Origin of the sequence: Hymenobacter sp. (assembly GCF_031398885.1) — a bacterium.
Classification (GTDB): domain Bacteria; phylum Bacteroidota; class Bacteroidia; order Cytophagales; family Hymenobacteraceae; genus Hymenobacter.
In genome coordinates, this window is sequence record NZ_JANNOD010000092.1 from 1 (window position 1) to 18,495 (window position 18,495).

Sequence of the window (18,495 nt, forward strand, 5' to 3'; positions counted from 1 at the left end):
CGTCATGCTGAGCGGAGCCGAAGCATCTCTACCTCGGCACTAACTCAATCGATGGGATTAGTTACGCGGTAGAGATGCTTCGGCTCCGCTCAGCATGACGTTCTTTTCACCCGGTAGGCCGCTACTTCTTCTTCAGGCCCAGCTCAATCAGGCGCTCGTTGAGGAACTCGCCGGCCGTGATGTCGGCTTCCTTCTTGGGGTTGTCGGGCGTCACGCAGTGTTCCAGGGCGGCCAGGCTCATCTCGGAGCGCGGGTGCATGAAGAACGGGATGCTGAAGCGCGAGGTGTTCATCTTCTCGCGGGCGGGGTTCACCACGCGGTGGATGGTGGACTTGAGCACGCCGTTGGTCAGGCGCTGGAGCATGTCGCCCACGTTCACCACAATCTGGTCGGGCAGGGCCGTGATGGGAATCCACTGGCCGTCGCGGCGCTTCACCTGCAGGCCGTCGGCGCTGGCGCCCATGAGCAAGGTAATCAGGTTGATGTCGCCGTGTTCGGCGGCGCGCACGGCGTCGGCGGGCACCGCGTCCGGGTCCTCAATGGGGAAGTAGTGAATGGGCCGCAGGATGCTGTTGCCGTGTTTTACCTTGTCGTCGAAGTAATTTTCGGGCAGCTCCAGGAACAAGGCAATGGCGCGCAGCACGTCCTGCCCGGCCGCCTCCAGGGTGCGGTAGGCCAGGAAGGTGCTGTGCCGGAAACCGGGCACTTCCTCGGGCCAGATGTTGTCGGGGTACTCGTGCTTGATGGGGTCGGCGGCGTCCACCACCTGGCCCACGTGGTAGAATTCCTTCAGGTCGCCGGTGTTGCGGCCCTTGGCGTGCTCCTTGCCCTTGCCGATGTAGCCGCGCTGGCCGGCCAGCGCCGGGTTTTCGTAGCGCTGCTTGGCGGCGTCGGGCAGTTGAAAAAACGCCTGCACGTCGGCGTAGAGCTGCGTGGTCTGCTCGTCGTTGAGGCCGTGGTTTTTCAGGGCGACGAAGCCGATGTTTTGGTACGCTTCCCCGAGCTGCTGCACGAAGCGGGCTTTGCGTGCGGCGTCGCCGGACCGGAAATCGGCGAGGTCGAGCGAAGGAACGTGGTCAAGAAGTTGGTCTTGCATGGAAAAATAGGTTTACTTTGACGCCGTATCGCCCCACGGTGAACAATGCTGCAAGTTAAGCAAAACCTCGCACCGCCTTCGCCGTAAGCAGCCCGGCTCTCGCCCACAACCAACTTTCTTGAGCAACTGTTACATGAAACCTTCCCATTGGCTGCTGTGCAGCACGACCCTTACCCTGGCTTTGTTGGCGAGCTGCGAAACCAGCAAGCCCGCGACCGACGCCAGCGCTTCCGCCGGCAGCCGCAACCCCGCCGCCGCGGGCGGCGCGAGCGGAGAGAGCATGGAAGCCAACGGCATTCGCTTGACGCCCTTCAGCGACTCGCCCAAGTTCCCCGAGGCCCAGATACAGCTGCGGTCCCCCATCGGCAACTCAACCGTGGCCAGCGGCGAAGTGCCTTTTGACTACCAGGTTACGAATTTCCAGCTCACCAAGATGAGCGGCGGGCCCCGCATGGCCGAAATGGCCAACGCCGTGAAAGGCCAGCACATCCACAACATCGTGGACAACGAGCCCTACTCGGCCCATTACGAGCCCAGGTTTGCCAAGGCCATTCCCGACGGGCAGCACGCCGTGCTTTCGTTCCTGTCGCGCTCCTACCACGAAAGCCTCAAGCACCGCGGCGCCTATGACCTGCGCATTATCAACGTGGGCGATGCCCCGGCGCCCGCCACGCCCATCATCGACGTGAAGGGCCCCAACCTGTTCTACAGCCGCCCGAAAGACACCTACGCCGGCGCCGACGCCAAGCGCATCATGCTGGACTTTTACCTCGTGAACACCACCCTGGCGCCCGGCGGCACCCGCGTCCGCGCCACCATCAACGGCGCCGAGTTCATGCTCGACCGCTGGATGCCTTACCAGATGGAAGGGCTGCCGGCCGGCGAAAACACCGTGAAGCTGGAGCTGATTGACGGCAGCGGCAACATGATTCCGGGCGCTTACAACTCGGTCACGCGCACGTTCACCGTCACGCCGTAGCGCCCGCTGCGGCTTGCCGGTTTGCGCCGCGCCGCGGTGTTTCTGTTATTTTCCCCGAAAAGTCTCTTGGCCTGGCCAAGGGGCTTTTTTGGTTGCTGCCGTTTGTTGTCCCGGTTCTACCTTGCCCTTCATGCCCGCCGCCCCACCCGATTCTGCTGCCTCGGCCGTGCCCGGTGCCGCACTGCCCGGCCCGGCGGCGCTGCTCACCCGCGAGCAGGTGCTGCGGGCCCTGCGCCAAGTGGCGCGCGAAGGCCGGCCGCTGCCGCCCGGCACCGTGTACGAGCTGGTGTACCGGGGCCGCCGCTACCCGCCCCGCGCCGTGGCCGAGCTGGCCTACCGCCTGGCCACCGGCAACCCTACCGCCCACTGGCCCCGCGCCGCCGGCGCCCCCACCAACGCCCTGCTCGAACGCCTGGACTTCACCATCAGCACCAAGCGGCCGGTGCTGACCTCCGGCTCGGGGCCCGACGGCGAAGAAACCGCCCGCCAGCAAGCCGAGGACTTGTACACGGGCCTGGCAAAAGATGCCGGGGCCGCCGCCGTCACCGAAGCCGCCGAGCCCACGGCCGCCTACGCTGCCCCCGCTTACACCCGCGCCGACGCGGTGGCCGAGCTGTTCATCAGCGAAGCAGAACTCGATGCGGCATTGGCGGGCCTGGCGCGGCGGCGCAACCTGCTGCTGCAAGGCCCGCCCGGCACGGGCAAAACGTTTTTGGCCCGGCGGCTGGCGTGGCTGCGGCTGGGTGCCCAGGACGAGCGCCGCATCGAGCTGGTGCAGTTCCACCCCAGCTACGGCTACGAGGATTTCCTGCTGGGTTTCCGACCCGACGCCGACGGGCGCTTTGGCCTGGTGCCCGGCGTGCTGCCGCTGCTCTGCGAGCGCGCCGCGGCCGACCCGCACCGGCCGTATTTCCTGCTGATTGACGAGGTGAACCGGGGCAACGTGCCGCGCATTTTCGGCGAATTGCTGCTGCTGCTGGAAGCCGACAAGCGCGGCCCCGCCCACGCCCTGCGCCTGCCCTACGCCCCGCCCGAGGCCCCGCGCTTCTTCGTGCCCGACAACCTGTACGTCATCGGCACCCTCAACCTGGCCGACCGCTCGCTCAGCCCGCTGGACTACGCCCTGCGCCGCCGCTTCGCTTTCGTGGCGCTGGGGCCGCAGTTCGGGCCGCCGCTGCGGCAGTTGCTGGCGGCCCGGCGCGTGCCCGAAGCCCTAGCTGAGCAGTTGTGCACGCGCCTGCTGGCCCTCAACCAAGTCATTGCCGACGACCCCGAATTGGGCCCTGATTTCGAGATTGGCCACAGCTACTTCTGCCAGCCCCCGCCCGACCCGGCCCAGGCGGCCGACTGGCTCCGCCTGGTGTTCGAGCAGGAAATAGGCCCGCTGCTGGCTGACTACTGGCGCGAGCAGCCGGCCACGGCGGCCGCCCAGCTGCGCAAACTGCTGGCGTGAAATGACGGCTAGTGCGCCACGATGACGGACTTGACAAAACGCTGGCCGCCCTGCGTGACGGTCAGGAAATAATAGCCGTCTGGCAGCTTATCCACCGAGAGCGTCAGTTGCTTATTCGCACCCAATACCCGGGTTTCCTTGAGCACTGCCGCGTTCAGGGAATTGCTGAAAACAATGCCTACTTCCCCGGCTTTCGCCTTGGGCAGGAACAGGAGCAGCTCACCTTTGGCCGGGTTGGGGTAGACCTCAATGGCGGCCTGGTCCAACTTAGCCCGGGCCGCGGTGACTACGCCGCCGCTCCCGTAGAGGGTAGCCACCCCATAGGCGGGGACGGCAAGAGAGGCGCGGCCAGCCGACACTGCCACGGTGCTGTTTTGCCACAGATTGCCGTTGTTGGAAGTGTACGCCTGAAAAGAAGGCACCGTGAAACCAGTGGCGGGAACGTTCACCGTCACGTTCTGCGCGCTGCTGCTGCCGTTGATGAGCACCACGGTCAGCGTCCGGTTGGCGTCGTGCAGGTAGCTGCTGGCGCTCAAGCCACTACCGCCGCTCACGGCGCTCTCCAGCCGGACGGCATCGGGGCGGATGTAGCGCGCAAAGTGCTTAAAGGCCGCGTACTTACCGCTGTTGCTGCCCGTCGGCTCATCGGTTAGGGTGAAGTCGCTGAGGGTGGAGCCATCCGCAAACTGCCAGTACACCCACCCGCTTTGGTAGCCGGTGGTAAGGGCCTGGTGCATCCTCAGGGCCACGCTGAAGCCGCCGTTGTTGGGGAAGCCCGTGGTGGGGTAGAGCCACGCCGGGTTCTCGCCCGAAGTTTCCGTCATCCACGACTTCTTGTTGTAGTCGCGGAATCCTTTGACGTTGCCGGGAATGCCCGCGGCGGGCGAAGCGGCCCAGCCCCTGGCCCACCAGTCCCACGAAGTGGGGTTGGCCCCGCCGCTGCTCACCCCGTCGGCGGCGTAGCCGTGGATGCAGTAGAAATCCACGGCGGCCTGCGCGGCCGGGTCCCGGGCCAGCTCGGTCAAGTACTGGAGGTTTTTGTGCACCGCCGAATTGCCGCCGCCGTACTGCCACAGGCTGTAGGCGTTGTCGCCCAGCAGGTCTTCGGGGCCGATGAGCTTGATGCCGGCCAGGTCGGGGTACCGGTCGAGCTCCGCGCGCACGGCTTTCAGCGCCGCGATGTACTGGGCAGACAGCGGGTAGGTGCAACTGTTGTAAAACACCTCAAAATTAAGCTCGTTCTGGATGCTGAGGGCGTAGAACCGCACGCCGTATTTGTTCTGAAAACCACGCACGTAGGCCGCCGTGCTGCGCGCAAACTGCGTAAGGGCGCTGGTGTTGCCAAACTCGGCCCGGGGCGTACCGGACACGTCGAGCCGGCCCCCGGCGTAGTTGCCCCCCCAGACGAAGGGAAAGGGAGTGCCCTGGGTGGGGAAGATGCCCCCGCTGCTGCCGTAGGTGTTGCCAGATGAGATTTTCAACCACGGCGCGGGCGACCAAATCGAACCAATGAGCTTGAAGTCGCCCAGCTGTGCCCGTTTGTCGTTTCCTTTCCGGGCCATGGCCCCCGCCACGCGGGGGCCCTCGTCATCCAGGTCGAATTTCTGGATGTTCTGGTCGATGTCGGCCCCCATCACGGCAATTTGGGCTTGCCGACCCGCGAAGGAGCGGCCGTAATCGGCCGCGTTGGTGTAGGTTCGGACGTTGTTGTTGTCGGGCCCGGGCAGGGCCGGACTGTTGTGAAACCAAGGCGAGTTGTACGTAAAATCCGAGTACGGCGCCTTGAAGTGCGGCACCAAGTCCATGCGCAGCACCGAGCAGTAGGCGTCATCGTAGTAAAGGCTTTGCATCCAGGGCCTTTCGCCCGAAGTTCCCGCCAAGCAGGTGCCGAAGCCGTCGATGACCTGCCGACGTCCGCCCGCACTGGCGTCAATGGTGACGGACTGGGCCGCCAACTGGCCAGTGCCCAAAGCCAACGAGAAGAAAAGCAATGTAAATTTTTTCATAACTAGTTGATGAGTGGCGAAAAAATTAATCTTTTAAACATCAGACAGAGTGCTTGATAAAGACAAACCTAAATCGAAAAGGGGCACTAATTGCTCGTTCGTTCGGGGAAGCGGCCAAATTGAAATTGTTTCTGCAGAGAGTACAAAGGCATTTTTGGTACGCCGCCGCCGCTCCTTTCCAAAGCGGAGTGCCTGTTCCCCAATGCAACCCTCGCCTGATGGTGTGCCATCGCCGGGCAGCGTGCAAGCACTGCGCTAACCCCCGTCTTCACGAAACTCCCCGTGCTGTTTCTTGGCGGCGGGAAGCCCGAACTTTACCTCCTCGTGATTCCCCTCGCCACCCTCTACTACTTCCTCTGCTACGCCTGGAACCGGCTGCCCGAGCCGGCCGTGCTGCGCGCCAGCGAGGCGGCGCCGTTCCACCGGCCGCTAGGATTATTGGCCCAAGTGCTGCTGCACGGTACCCGCCGCCTGCTGCGGGCCGGCCTGCCGCGGGCCTTCGTGGCCCAGGAAGCCGAGCTGACCAGCCTGCGCGGCCGCGTGGAGCTGGCGCCCACGCTGGGCCGCGGCCTGCTGGCCCGGGGCCGCGCCATCTGCACGTTTGACGAATTGACTGCCGACTCGCCGCTGCACCGCCTGCTGGCCCAGACGCTGGCCACGCTGGCCGGCGCCGCCAGCCTGCCGCTAGCCCTGCGGCGCGAGCTGCACCAGGTGCGCCGGCGGTTCCCAGCGGGGCTCACCGCCGCCCCCGGCCCGCCGCCCACCGCCGCCGCGTTCCGGGAGCTGCGGCGGCAGCGGCCGGGCGGCCCGGCGGCGTTTCTGCTGCACGTGTGCGAGCTGGTGTGGCTGTCGGCCCTACCCGAGCCCGCGACCGCAGGCCGCCGTCGCTTCGCCGATTTTCGGCGCGACGAAGTGCTGATGGCACGGCTGTTTGAGCAATTCACCCGCAACTTCTTCCGCCGCGAGCAGCGCCACTACCGCGTGTACGCCGAAACCATTGCCTGGCAAGCCGAAGCCGGCCAGCCCGCCGACCTGGCCCTGCTGCCCACCATGCTCACCGACACGACCCTCGACGCGCCCGAGCGCAAAATCATCCTCGACACCAAGTACTACGCCGCCGCCCTGCGCCCGCGCTACGACCGGCAGCGCCTCATTGCTCCCCACCTCTACCAGCTCTACGCCTACCTGCAAAACCAGCGCCCCGGCCCGGGCCAGGCCCTGGAAGGCATTCTCCTTTATCCGGCCGCCGCCCGGGCCGTGGACGTGCGCTACACCCTGGGCGGGCACCCAGTGCGCGTGGTCACGCTCAACCTGCATCAGCCCTGGCCCGGCATCGCCGCCGACCTGCTGGGGCTGATTGCGTAGGGGCTAAAAAAAACAGCCCGGACTTTCCAGTTGGAAAGTCCGGGCTGTCCGAGCAGAGTAGACCGGGGCTGGCCAAAGGCCAGCGGCCAACTACTTCTTAACTTCTTCGGTGGTCGTGGTGGTGCCAGCAGCGGGCGCAGCAGCGTCCGTGGTAGCGGGAGCCATCGCCCCATCAGCAGCCGGAGCAGCCGTTGCGGTGCTGTCCATCGGCGCGGTGGTCGTGGTCTCGGTGGTGGTGGTAGCAGCCGGCGTCTCAACGGTGGTCGACTCGGTGGTTTTCGACTCGCACGAGGTCAGGCCAGCGGTCAGGGTCAGGGCCAGAGCGGCAACTTTCAACAGGTTATTCATTTTGGGGGTAATTTTGAAAATGGGTTAGCTAAAAAACGCCCTTTATCCCGGCTCATGAGAAAGGTAACCCGGCCCAGAAAAATATTTTGCCGCCGGGTTACTTGCCGCCCGCGCTTGTATTAACAACCAAAGTGAATGAGCAGAGGCAATTCTTCCTCTTCTTTGCCTCCCACCGACGACGCGCTGATTGCCGCCATGCGCGGCGGCGATGAGCGGGCCCTGGCCCGCCTCTACCGGCTGCACTGGCCCATGGTGTCGCACTTCGTGCTGCAAAACAGCGGCTCGGAGGACGACGCCCAGGACGTGTACCAGGAAGGCGTGATGGTGTTTTATGAAAAGGTGCGCGACGGTTCGCTGGAGCTGAGCTGCCAGATTAAAACCTACCTCTACGCCGTGTGCCGCCGCCTGTGGCTCAAGCGCCTGACGAGCAAAAGCCGCTTCGGCGTGCGCTTGCTCGACGACGAGGAGCACGGCCCCTACCTCAACACGGGGGCCGAGGACGACTTGCTCGCCGCGGAGGAACAGGACCGCCGCTTCGCCACCATGAGCGAGGCCCTGCACCACCTCGGGGAGCCGTGCCGCTCGCTCCTGGAAGGCTTTTACCTGCTCGACAAATCGATGCAGGACCTCACCGCGGAATTCGGCTACACCAACGCCGACAACGCAAAAAACCAAAAATACAAGTGCCTGGTGCGCCTGAAAAAATTATTCTTTGCCCACTATAAAGAAGAGCCCATTTGACCTGTTTAGCTGCCAGTTGCTGGTCATCAGTCGTCAGAATCGTTGTTTCTCTGCTTTGCAACGCTGCCGACTAACGCCTAACAACCAGCAACTGACAACCCGTGATATGATGACCGAAGCCGACTACTACGCCTTATTTGAAGCCTACGCCGACGGCGAGCTGGCCGCGCCCGCCCGCGCCAGTCTCGAAGCGCGCCTGGCGGCCGACCCCGACCTGGCCCTGCGCTACGCCGACTTCGCGGAGCTGGCCAGCACCTTGCGCGCCTACGGCCAGCGCCGCCACGTGCGCCAGCAGTTGCAAAGCATCCACGCCGGCATGCTGGCCGCCGACGCGGCCGACGAATTTGCCCAGCCCGCAACCGGCGCCCAACCCGCCAAGCTGACCCACACGGTGAACCCCGCGCTGCACATTTCGCGCACCGAGCGCCGGCTGCGCGACTTCTGGAACGGGCACCGGGCCACAGTGGGCGTGGCGGCGTCGGTGGCCATTCTGGCCGTGTTCGGCACCTTGCTGGGCCTGGAGTGGTGGCGGGCGGCCAAAACCCAGCCGTCGCTGTACGGCTACACGGTGCTGCGCCGCGAGGTGGAGCGCATCAAGAAAAGCCAGAAAGACCTGACCCTGACCCTGAACCAGTTCGGCAAGCCCGGCGCCGGAACAACTGCCTTGAAGGAGAGCAAGTTCAGCGGCACGGGCTTCGCCCTCACCTCGGAAGGCTACCTGGTAACCAGCTACCACGTCATTCAAGGGGCCGACTCGCTGCTGATTGAGGGCCGCGACCGGCAGCGCTACCACGCCGAGCCCGTGTTTTCCGACGTGAAGCACGACCTGGCCATTCTGCGCATCACCGACAAGAAATTCACCGGCTTCGGCCGCCTGCCCTACGCCGTGAAGTCGGGCCAGGCCGACCTGGGCGAGCGGGTGTTCACGCTGGGCTACCCGCGCGAGGACGTGGTGTACGGCGAAGGCGCCCTGAGCGCCCGCTCGGGCTTTGAGGGCGACACGGCCTTCTACCAAGTCAGCATTCCGGTGAACCCGGGCAACTCGGGCGGCCCGCTGCTCGACGAGCGCGGCAACCTGATTGGGGTGGTGAGCGGCCGGCAGAACGATGCTCAGAGCGCGGCATTTGCCACTAAGTCGTCGTACCTGGTGCGCTTGGTGGATTCGCTGGCGGCGGCCAAGCCAACGGCGCCGTACCACCTGCCGCACTACGGCCAGCTGGCCGGCACCGGGCGCCCGCAGCAAATCAAGAAGCTGCAGGATTTTGTGTTTGTGGTGAAAGTATTCGAATAAACCGCGCGCTGCGCGGCTTTGCGCGGCGGCTTCTCAAATCGTACAAAGGCCCGTTTCTTCAGTGCAGCGGGCCTTTGTGCTTGTCTGTTTCTGGCTGATATGTAACGGGCGTTTTCACAATGCAATTTGAGTGCGTTATTTCGGGTCTGCTTGGCCAAAAAACGTGTTTCCGATAACCTTGCGCGCCGCAAAACAGTATTTAGGCCTAGACAAATCAGGCTCGTCATTTTCTCTCTCGCACTCCTAAACCCCGCACCCCGTGGCTGAAAATCAACAAACCCCGCCTACCAGCAATGACGTTGCTGGCTCCGCACTTTTCAAGAAATTTCTCAGCACGGCGGAAGGCTACGTGCGGCAGCCGACCCGCATGAAGCAGTTGCTGACGGACGCCTACAAAAAAGCCAGCGAAAAAAATGACGTGGGCTCGCTGGCCCACGAGGCCTGGGAGACGCTCCAGACCATGTTCCGCCTCGTCAAAGCGTCCTTGTCGGGCGAATATACCGGCGTGCCCGGCACCACCGTAGCCGCCGCCGTGGCCGTGTTCATCTACTTTTTGAGCCCCATTGACCTGATTCCGGATTTTATCCCGGTGCTGGGTTTGCTCGACGACGTGGCGTTGGTGGCCTGGTTTTCAACCACGCTGAAAGGCGAGCTGGACAAGTTTGAGGAGTGGGAAAAGAGCAGCGCGCAGGTGCTGCCGGCCCAGCCGGTAACCTCAGGCGCTGCGGCCGGCGCCTACTCCCCCACCGACAAAGAAGCCGCGGCGGCCACGGCTACGGCCACAGCTACGGCCGGCAACCAAGCCAAGCACGCAGCCGACGCGCTGGACGAACAGGCCGCCGCCGCGCCCGCTCCGGGCAAAGCCGGCAGCACCACCGCATTGGCCGACCGCGCCGTTCCGGCCAAGGAATCGGCCAAGCACGCCGGCACCACCGACCTGCCCGCCGCGCCGCCCGTGGCCAGGCCGTCGGCCACCGACGCCGGCCTGGGCTCGCCGGACAGCAGCAGCGCCCGGCCCGTGCACGAGGCCGGCCCCGACGCCACGCCCTCGGCCGGGGCGGCGGCGCACGGCGACGACGTTGCCCGCACTTCGGACAGCAGCCGCACCGGCAGCGTAGACGCCACGAACGACGCGGGCGGCAACGTGCGCTAACCCACGCTTTTCAGCAAAAAAGGCCCCGAAACAGCTGTTTCGGGGCCTTTTTTGCTGTGGCATATCACCTCTGCCAAACTGGGTTTCCCCTCTACGCGGCGGCGGCGTGGTCGCGCACGTAGCGCACAAAGTCGCCCACGGTGAACAACGGCACCTCATCGGGAATGGTGATGCTGAAGCTGCGCTCCAGTTCGAGGATGATGTCGACCACGTCGACAGCGTCGAAGCGCAGGTCGCGGGCGAGGCTGGCAGTTTTGCGCACGCGGCTGGCCCGAATGGCCTTGCGCTTGCTGATGATACGGAAAACCTGCTGCTCGATGGAGGGCGTGTGGGTGGGGCTAATGGTGGATACGTACATGACAGAAAAAGGTAATGCAGTGATGAGGCGATGGAGTGATGAGGGGTGAGAGGAGGAGAGGCAAGCCGTTTCCTACCCCACCACCCCATCACTTTTTACTTCATCACCTGAAATCAGGCCAGCACCGAGGGAGTAGCGGCGTCGAATTCCTCGCGGCTGATGGCAACCGCCATGGGAGCATCCACGTCGCGACCCGTGAAGTAGGCCTGAATCTCTTCGTTGAGGAGATACATGACCGGGACTACCAACAGGGTGATAATGGTTGCAAACGACAACCCAAAAATTATTGTCCAGGCCAGCGGGCCCCAGAACACCACCGACTCGCCCCCCAAAAAGAAGTGCGGCTCGCCGGCGGCAAACAGGCCGTAGAAGTCGACGTTCAGGCCCACGGCCAGCGGAATAAGGCCCAGAATGGCCGCCGTGGCCGTCAGAATCACGGGGTTGAGGCGGGTGCGGCCGGCTTCGATGAGGGCGGCACGCAGCGGCACACCCTGGGCCCGGAGGATGTCGGTGAATTCGATGAGCAAAATGCCGTTTTTCACCACGATGCCGGCCAGGGCCAGAATGCCCACGCCCGTCATCACGATGCTGATGGTCATGCCCGTGAGGGCGTAGCCGAACAGCACCCCGATGATGGAGAAGATGATTTCGGACAGGATGATGAGCGGCTTGGCCAGGGAGTTGAACTGGGTGACGAGAATCATGAAAATCAAGCCGATGGCCAGCACCAGGGCCACGCCCAGGAAATCGGAGGTTTCCTTCTGGTCCTCGGCGGCACCGCCCATTTTTACCGAATAGCCGTCGGGCACCCGGAAGCGGGTGAGGGCCTGGGTAATCTGGGGCACCACGTCGGCGCCGGTGTAGCCCTGGCTGGTGAGCACGTTGGAGCTAATGGTGATGATTTTCTTGAGGTTTTTGCGCTTGATGGCGCCGTAGGTGGTGCCGTACTCCAAATCCGCCACCGCGGAAATGGGCACCTGGCGCAGGGTGCCGCGGTTGGTGCGGAAGGTGATGGGCGCGTCCATGAGGGCGTCGACGTTTTTGCGGTACTTGTCGGCGTAGCGCACCTGGATGTCGTAGTCGTCATCCGGGGTCTTGAACTTGCTGCTCTCGCGGCCGAAGATGGCCGTGCGGGCCAACAGGCCCACCTGGGCGGTGCTGATGCCCTCGCGGTTGGCGCGCTCGCGGTCCACGCGCACGGCGATTTCGGGGTTGGCGTCCTCCAGGTTGGAGCGCAGCTTTTCCACGCCGGGGATTTGCAGCGAGTCCACGTAGCGGTGCACGCGCTTGCTGAGCCGGGCCAGCTGCTGGTAGTCGTCGCCGGTGACTTCAATGGCAATTTCTTTCTGCTGGGGCGGGCCGCTGCTCTCCTGGCCGACGGTGACCTCGGCGCCGGGAATGCCTTTTACTACTTCGCGGATTTTGGTCATGTAGGTGCCGGTTTTCGGGCCGGTGCGTTCGCTGAGTTCCTTAAAGGCCACGGCCACCTTGCCGAGGTTGGACTGAGCGGCCCCGGTCTGCTCCTGCGGGTCGTTGGCACCGATGGCGACGTTGGTGATAACCGATTCCACGTCGGGATTATTGTTGCCGATGACGCCGTATACCCGTTTTTCCAGCACCGACGTGATGCTGTCGGTCACTTCCACGGCCGTGCCCACCGGCATGGTCAGGTAGGTGTAGATGAATTTGGGGTCGCCCTCGGGGAAGAATTCCACCTTGGGCTTGCGGATGCCCACGGCCACGCCGGAGAGCACCAGCAGCCCCAGCATACTGGCCAGAATGCCGCCCTGGCGCCAGCCCGAGCCGTGCACGGCCCAGTCCACCACCCGGGCGTAGCCGTTCTGGAAGGCGGGCAGCATGCGCTGCTGGAAGTAGGCAATGGCCCGGTTGAGCACGTAGCGGTTCAGGAAGATGAAGAAGACCAGGAACAGCGTCAGGTTGCCCACGAACGGGGAACCGAAAGCATAGCCGAGGCCGGCAATGACCACCAGACCACCCATCCAGCCCAGAAACTTGCGCGTGAGCGGCGGGCGCTTGCTCTCGGCCGCGTTGTGGTCTTCGCGCTGCATGAAGCTCACGGCAAACACCGGGTTGATGATGAAGGCCACGATGAGCGAGGACAGCAATGTCACAATCAGCGTGATGGGCAGGTAGTACATGAACTTGCCGATGATGCCCGGCCAGAACGCCAGCGGAATGAACGGCGCCACGGTCGTCAGCGTGCCGGCCAGCACGGGCACGAACACCTCGCCGGCCGCGAACTTGGCCGACTGCTCGGTGCTCAGTTCGTGGTTGTCGTGGTGGATGCGGTGGGTGTTTTCAATCACCACAATGGCGTCGTCGACCACGATGCCCAGGGCCAGGAGGAAGCTGAAGAGCACAATCATGTTCAGCGAGAAGCCCAGGATGGGCAGCACCAGAAAGGCCAGGAACATGCTCAGCGGCACCGACAGGCCCACGAACAGGGCGTTGGTGGTGCCCATGAAAAACATGAGGATGAGCGTGACGAGGATGAAGCCGATGATGATGGTGTTAATCAGGTCGGTCAGGGTCACGCGGGTGTCGTTCGACGTGTCGCCGGTGATGGTCACCTTCAGGTCCTTGGGCAGCACGGTGCGCTGGTCCTGGTTGATGATTTCGCGGATTTTGTCCGAAGCGTCAATCAGGTTGGTGCCGCTGCGCTTCACCACATTCAGGGTGATAGCAGTCTTGCCGTCGAGGCGGGCGTAGCTCTCGCGGTCCTTGAAGCCGTCGGTGACGGTGGCCACGTCGCCGAGGCGAATGGGCTGGTTTTCGGCGTTGTTGACGAAGATGTTGGCGATATCGGCGGCCCGGGCGTACTGGCCGGCCACGCGCACGGCGCGCTTCTGCGCGCCCACCGTCACGGAGCCGCCGCTCACGTTCAGGTTTTCGGCCTGAATGGCCCGCTGCACGTCGTCGAAGTTCAGGCTCGACGCCTGCATCTTGTACAGGTCCACGTCCACGTTCACCTGCTGCTCCAAAGCGCCCACGATGTCGACGCGGGTGATTTCGGGCACGCTCTCAATCTGGTCCTGGATGTCGTCGGCGTACTTCTTGAGCTTCACCAGGGGCAGGTTGCCGCTCAGGTTCACGTTCATAATCGGGAACTCCGAGAAGCTGACCTCCTTCACGCCGGGGGGCGCGGGCAGGTCGCTGGGCAGGTCGGTGCGGGCCTTGTCCACGGCGTCCTTCACCAGCTGCTTGGCGTACTCCACCTCCACGTCGGCGTTGAACTCGACGTCGATGATGGAGTAGTCCTGGTTCGAAGTGGAGTTGATTTTCTTCACCCCGTTCACCGATTTCAACTCTTTCTCGATGACGCGCGACACCAGGTTTTCCATGTCGGCCGGCGAAATACCAGGGTACACGGTGCTCACGATGATGCGCGGCACCACGATGTCGGGAAACTTCTCCTTCTGAAGCTTCAGGTAGGTGAACAGGCCCGCGATGGTGATGATAACCGTGATGATGTAGATGCTCGTCCGGTTGTCGATGGCCCAGCTGGTGGGCTTGAATTCTTTTTGAGTTTCCTGCATGACTTTGTTTAAGCTGGTGGCTAATGGCTTTTAGCTGGCAGCTTCTCGTTCTGGGTCAAACGATTGATGAAGCTGTGCAGCATTTTGATTTGTTCTTCCAGCAGTTGCGGCAGCTGGTTGTCCGGCTCGAGCGTAATGAGCGCTGCCTGAACTGCGATGATGAGCTGGGTGTCCAGTTCAAAACAAGAGCCTAGTGCGATTTCCAGGAAGTGTCGGTATTCCTTCTCGCTCGCGCGGCTGCTTCCTTCAGCAATATTCGATGGAATTGAAACCGCGGCCCGCGTCATCTGGCTGCGTAGACCGTAGGCTTCTTCGCGCGGCAACTGCCGCACCACCGCATAAGTCATAGCCGCCAGTTCCAGCCCACGCTGCCAGACCCTAAGTTCTTTGTAATTCTTCATTTGTTCGAACTGGTGGTGGCCTCCTTCCGAAAAAGCCAATAGCCATCAGCTACCAGCTGTAAGCCAAAATTTACAAGCTCACGGCCTGACCCTCGTTCAAGTTCTGGTAGCCGCCGGTAATGACTTTGTCGTCGGTTTTCAGGCCGTCGTTCACTTCCACTTTCCCGTTGTAGGTCTTGCCGGTTTTGATGATGCGCTTCGTGGCTTTGCCGCCCTGCACCACGTATACGAACGAGTTGGTTTCGTCCTTTTGCACGGCGTCGACGGGCAGCACGGGCACGCTGGCCGTGGCGTAGTTCTGAATGCGGACCTGCGCCACCTGGTTGGGGCGCAACTGGCGGGCGTACTTGCCGGTCACCCTCAGCTCCACGGTGAACGTGCGGCTGGTGGCCGAAATGCCGCGGCTCACGGTGCGCACCGTGGTCGGAAACTCCTCGTCGCTCAGGTCGGGCAGCGTGACCATGGCCACGTCGCCGGCCTTGATGCTGCTGGCGTAGTTTTCCGAGACGTCGGCCACAATTTTGCCGCCCTGGCCGCTCAGCATGCGCACCACCGGCGCGCCGGGGGCCACGGCCTCGCCCAGCTTGGGCAGCACCTCGTCCACGGTGCCACCGAAGGGCGCCACCACGTTGTACTGGGCGCGCTGGCGGTTGAGGGTGGCCAGGTTGCGCTCCAGGCTTTCCTTGTTGTTCTTGGCGGTCAGGTACTGGATTTCGGTGCCAATCTGCTGATCCCAGAGGCTTTTCTGCTTCACGTAAACCGTGCGGGCCAGGTCGAGGCGGGTGCGCAGCTCGGCCACGCTGGCGTCGAGCACGCTGGCGTCAATCGTGGCCAGCACCTGGCCGGCGCCCACCCGGTCGCCGCGCACCACGCGCACGCTGGTGAGGGTGCCGGCCATGCGGGCGGGCACGGTGGCGTTCTGGTCGAACTCCACGCGGCCCTGCACTTCCAGGAAGCTCTTGAAGCTCTCGGGCCTGATGGCCACCGCCGTGACCGGCACGGCCGGCTGGGCCGGAGCGGCGGTTTTGTTGTTGGCTTCGAGGGCCGCGATTTTGGCCTGGGTGTCGGCCTGCTGCTTTTGCAGCTCGGCCAGCTCGGCCTTGGGGTCTTTGGCGCCACCGCCGCAGGCAGTGAGGAACAAGGCGGCGAGGGCGGGAAAAACAAAGGAGATGGGGCGCATAGGAAAAATTGTTGTCATGCTGAGCTTGCCGAAGCATCTCGCCTGGGGTGGTAATTCAATCGTTTAACGTCTCACGCGAGATGCTTCGGCAAGCTCAGCATGACGTTCTTTTTGCTGTTGTATGGTTATTTCTTGGCTTGCGAATACAGCTCGCCGGTGGCTTTGTCGCGGTCGACTTTGGCCACCAGTACGTCGTAAATGGCGCCGTAGTAGTTGGTCTGGGCCGAGCGCAGGTCGGTTTCGGCCGTGATGACCTCCAGGTTGGAGCCCACGCCGGCGTTGAATTTGATACGCGTAACGCGGGCCACGTCGGTGGCCAGGTCCAGGTTGGCCTGCTGGCTGTCGAGCACGTCCAAGGCATTCACCAAGGTGGCGCGGCTCTGCGCATCTTGCAGGTCAATGCTTTGGCGCAGGGTTTCGAAGCCGCGCTCGATGGTTTGCTGGGCAATGCGGCCCTGCTGCACCTGGTACTTGCGGCGGAAGCCGTCGAACACCGGCACCTGCAAGCTCAGGCCCACGTTGCCGAAGCCAAACCAGTTCTGATTAATGAAGCCGGCCCCGTTGCGCGAGTCCGGCCCGCGAAAGCCGAACAACCCGCCGAGCCTGGGGTCGGAGCCGGTGAAGCCGTAAGCGCCGGTGAGCAGCAGGCGCGGATAGGCCCCGGCGCGGCGGTTGCTCAGGTCGAGGCCGGCCAGGGCCTGCTGGGTTTCGAGCACCGAAAACTCGATGCGGTTATTGTAGTTGAAGGCCGCGGCTGACTGCGAAGGCCGGGCGCCGCTCAGGGCCGTTTGCTGGTCGAGGCGGTTTTGCGCGGCCGTGTTTTCCTGGCCGGGCGTGGCGGCGGGCTGGCCGGGCAGGGCGTTGGTGCCGCCCGCGCCGCCGCCCGCGCCGGGGCTGGCCGTGCCCAGGCGCTGGCGCAGGGCCCCGGCGTCCACCACGGCCGCCCCGAGCGAATCGGTGAGCTGCACGGCCTGCTGCTGCGGCAGGCCCATCTGGAACTTCAGCAGGGCCAGGCTCAGGTCGGTCAGGCGCTGGGCTTTCTGCTGCTCCACCACCAGGTTGTTGCGCTGCACCTGCAGGCGGTCCACGTCGAGCTTTTCGGCGAAGCCGGCCTGGAAAATCTTGCGCGTCTGGTACAGTACCGTGTCGAGCCGCCGCACGTTGCGGCCCAGCAGCGTCAGGCGCGAGCGGGCCACCAGCGTGCTGTAGTAGGCCTTGCTCACCTGTTCCACCACGTCGATTTCGGCCTGCTGGGTCTGCTTCTTGGCCAGTTGCTCGTACACCTTGGCCGCTTTCAGCCCGATGAAAAGGGAGGGGTCGAACAACACCTGCGACACGCTGGCGCTGGTTGAGCCGGCGTACTGCAGCCCGAACGCGAAGGGCGTGGGCCCGGTGCGGGGCGCTTCGCCGTAGGCCGGGCTCAGCGTGACGGCCGTGCCGGCCTGGGCGGCGGCCACGTCGGCGGCGGTGAGGGTGGTGCCTTGCAGCGGCGCGCCGCCAAAAGCGCCAAAGTCCACCAGCGACTTCTGCAGCTTAAAGTTGTCGGCCACGCTGGCCGCCAGGGTCACCTGGGGCAGACCGGCGCTCCTGATTTCGCCGACCCGGGCACGGGCCGTTTGCTCGGCCAGGCGGGTGGCCAGCAGGGTCGACTTGGTTTGCACGGCGTAGCTCACGGCCTGGGGCAGGCTCAGGGTCATCACGCCGCCGGTGGGCGGGGCCTGGGGCAAGGCGGCCGGGGCCGTTTGCGCGCGCAGGGCGGCGGGGGCCGCGCCGGCCAGTGCGGCCAGCAGCAGCAGCTTGGGTGAAAATAGTTCTTTCATCAGCAAAAGAGAAGGGTGTTGACAGTGATTAGGGATTAACGGTTAGTGATTAGTGAGCCAGCCCTTGTTGGCCATCAGCTGTTTGTCACTAGTTCGTAATCGTTGTTTTTTATTCGGCTTCCGTCACGTGGCGGAGGTCGTTGATGAGCTTGTGGCCCTTGAGGGAGGCGATGCCCAGCATGAAGTGCTCGAGAATGGCCTGCTGGAGGCGCTGCACGTCGAACTGCCGGGCCGGAAACACGTCGGCGTTGAAGGCCAGCTCAATCTGGGCGAGCCGCAGGCGGGCCAGCACGTCCACGTCGAGGTCGGCGCGGTACAGCTCCTCGGCAATGCCCCGGTGCAGGTTATCGGTGATTTGGGCCAGGATGTACTGGTTTTTGTGCGCCACCCACAGCTGCCAGGTGGCGGGGTGGAACTTCTGCATGTCGTAGAAGATGCTGGGGTGCACGTCGGCGAACTGCTGGCGCATCCACCCCATCATCCGGAACAGCTCGTCGACGGCCGAGCCCGCCTGCTGCTGCAGCTGCGCGCACTCGCCCTGGGTGGTTTCGAGGTGTTGCCCCATCACAGCGTGCACCATTTCGTCCTTGGTGGCGAACCACTTGTAGAGGGTTTTTTTCGACATCGCCATCTCGGCCGCGATGTCGTCCATGCTGACGCTTTTGATGCCGTTGCGCATGAACAGCGCCGAGGCGTGGAGCAAGATTCGGTCTTTGATTTCCATAGCTGACGGGGCAAAGATACGAC

The 18,495-nt window shown here is 63.9% G+C and carries 15 protein-coding genes; 6 read left to right on the forward strand and 9 right to left on the reverse strand.

All coding sequences use genetic code 11. The features are described from left to right. Window positions 1-121: 121 nt before the first annotated feature. Window positions 122-1,096 carry a 2-oxoglutarate and iron-dependent oxygenase domain-containing protein gene (locus RMO51_RS17485; RefSeq protein ID WP_310396789.1) on the reverse strand — a complete coding sequence of 325 codons (975 nt, stop codon included), beginning with the start codon at window positions 1,094-1,096 and terminating at the stop codon, window positions 122-124. A 133-nt stretch (window positions 1,097-1,229) separates the two neighbouring features. Between RMO51_RS17485 and RMO51_RS17490 the strand changes: the two genes are divergently transcribed. Next, window positions 1,230-2,075: a hypothetical protein gene (locus tag RMO51_RS17490; RefSeq protein WP_310396791.1), complete on the forward strand. Its 846-nt coding sequence runs from the start codon at window positions 1,230-1,232 to the stop codon at window positions 2,073-2,075. 130 nt (window positions 2,076-2,205) lie between these two features. Beyond that, window positions 2,206-3,528, forward strand: coding sequence for an AAA family ATPase (locus RMO51_RS17495; protein WP_310396792.1), 1,323 nt, complete (start codon window positions 2,206-2,208; stop codon window positions 3,526-3,528). 8 nt (window positions 3,529-3,536) lie between these two features. Here RMO51_RS17495 and RMO51_RS17500 read toward each other — a convergent pair whose 3' ends face one another. Further along, on the reverse strand, window positions 3,537-5,534 hold the full coding sequence (locus RMO51_RS17500) for a T9SS type A sorting domain-containing protein (RefSeq protein WP_310396793.1): 1,998 nt from the start codon (window positions 5,532-5,534) through the stop codon (window positions 3,537-3,539). A gap of 324 nt (window positions 5,535-5,858) precedes the next feature. On the opposite strand from RMO51_RS17500, the gene RMO51_RS17505 reads away from it, so the two are divergent. Further along, window positions 5,859-6,899 carry a 5-methylcytosine restriction system specificity protein McrC gene (locus tag RMO51_RS17505; protein ID WP_310396795.1) on the forward strand — a complete coding sequence of 347 codons (1,041 nt, stop codon included), beginning with the start codon at window positions 5,859-5,861 and terminating at the stop codon, window positions 6,897-6,899. Window positions 6,900-6,989: 90 nt separating this feature from the next. Here the strand turns inward: RMO51_RS17505 and RMO51_RS17510 are convergent, their stop codons facing one another. Then, window positions 6,990-7,247 (reverse strand): hypothetical protein, encoded by a 258-nt coding sequence (locus RMO51_RS17510; RefSeq protein ID WP_310396796.1) that lies wholly within the window; start codon window positions 7,245-7,247, stop codon window positions 6,990-6,992. A 162-nt stretch (window positions 7,248-7,409) separates the two neighbouring features. Here RMO51_RS17510 and RMO51_RS17515 point away from each other — a divergent pair, with 162 nt between their 5' ends. From RMO51_RS17515 to RMO51_RS22620, 3 genes are all read left to right on the forward strand, one after another. After that, complete coding sequence (locus RMO51_RS17515) at window positions 7,410-7,988, forward strand: sigma-70 family RNA polymerase sigma factor (protein ID WP_310396798.1); 579 nt, start codon at window positions 7,410-7,412, stop codon at window positions 7,986-7,988. 106 nt (window positions 7,989-8,094) lie between these two features. After that, window positions 8,095-9,279, forward strand: coding sequence for a trypsin-like peptidase domain-containing protein (locus RMO51_RS17520; protein ID WP_310396799.1), 1,185 nt, complete (start codon window positions 8,095-8,097; stop codon window positions 9,277-9,279). 259 nt (window positions 9,280-9,538) lie between these two features. Beyond that, window positions 9,539-10,432, forward strand: a complete 894-nt coding sequence (locus tag RMO51_RS22620) for a YkvA family protein (RefSeq protein ID WP_409025051.1) — start codon at window positions 9,539-9,541, stop codon at window positions 10,430-10,432. A 91-nt stretch (window positions 10,433-10,523) separates the two neighbouring features. On the opposite strand, the gene RMO51_RS17530 is transcribed toward RMO51_RS22620, so the two are convergent. From RMO51_RS17530 to RMO51_RS17555, 6 genes are all read right to left on the reverse strand, one after another. Continuing rightward, window positions 10,524-10,790, reverse strand: coding sequence for an acyl carrier protein (locus RMO51_RS17530; protein WP_310396801.1), 267 nt, complete (start codon window positions 10,788-10,790; stop codon window positions 10,524-10,526). A 113-nt stretch (window positions 10,791-10,903) separates the two neighbouring features. Further along, window positions 10,904-14,347 carry an efflux RND transporter permease subunit gene (locus RMO51_RS17535; RefSeq protein ID WP_310396803.1) on the reverse strand — a complete coding sequence of 1,148 codons (3,444 nt, stop codon included), beginning with the start codon at window positions 14,345-14,347 and terminating at the stop codon, window positions 10,904-10,906. 20 nt (window positions 14,348-14,367) lie between these two features. Next, entirely contained in the window at window positions 14,368-14,748 is a 381-nt protein-coding gene (locus RMO51_RS17540) for a four helix bundle protein (RefSeq protein WP_310396804.1), read from the reverse strand. 70 nt (window positions 14,749-14,818) lie between these two features. Beyond that, window positions 14,819-15,928 carry an efflux RND transporter periplasmic adaptor subunit gene (locus RMO51_RS17545; protein WP_310396806.1) on the reverse strand — a complete coding sequence of 370 codons (1,110 nt, stop codon included), beginning with the start codon at window positions 15,926-15,928 and terminating at the stop codon, window positions 14,819-14,821. Between the two features lie 125 nt (window positions 15,929-16,053). After that, window positions 16,054-17,748, reverse strand: a complete 1,695-nt coding sequence (locus RMO51_RS17550; RefSeq protein ID WP_310396808.1) for a TolC family protein — start codon at window positions 17,746-17,748, stop codon at window positions 16,054-16,056. Between the two features lie 109 nt (window positions 17,749-17,857). Further along, complete coding sequence (locus RMO51_RS17555) at window positions 17,858-18,472, reverse strand: TetR/AcrR family transcriptional regulator (RefSeq protein WP_310396810.1); 615 nt, start codon at window positions 18,470-18,472, stop codon at window positions 17,858-17,860. Window positions 18,473-18,495 lie beyond the last annotated feature (23 nt).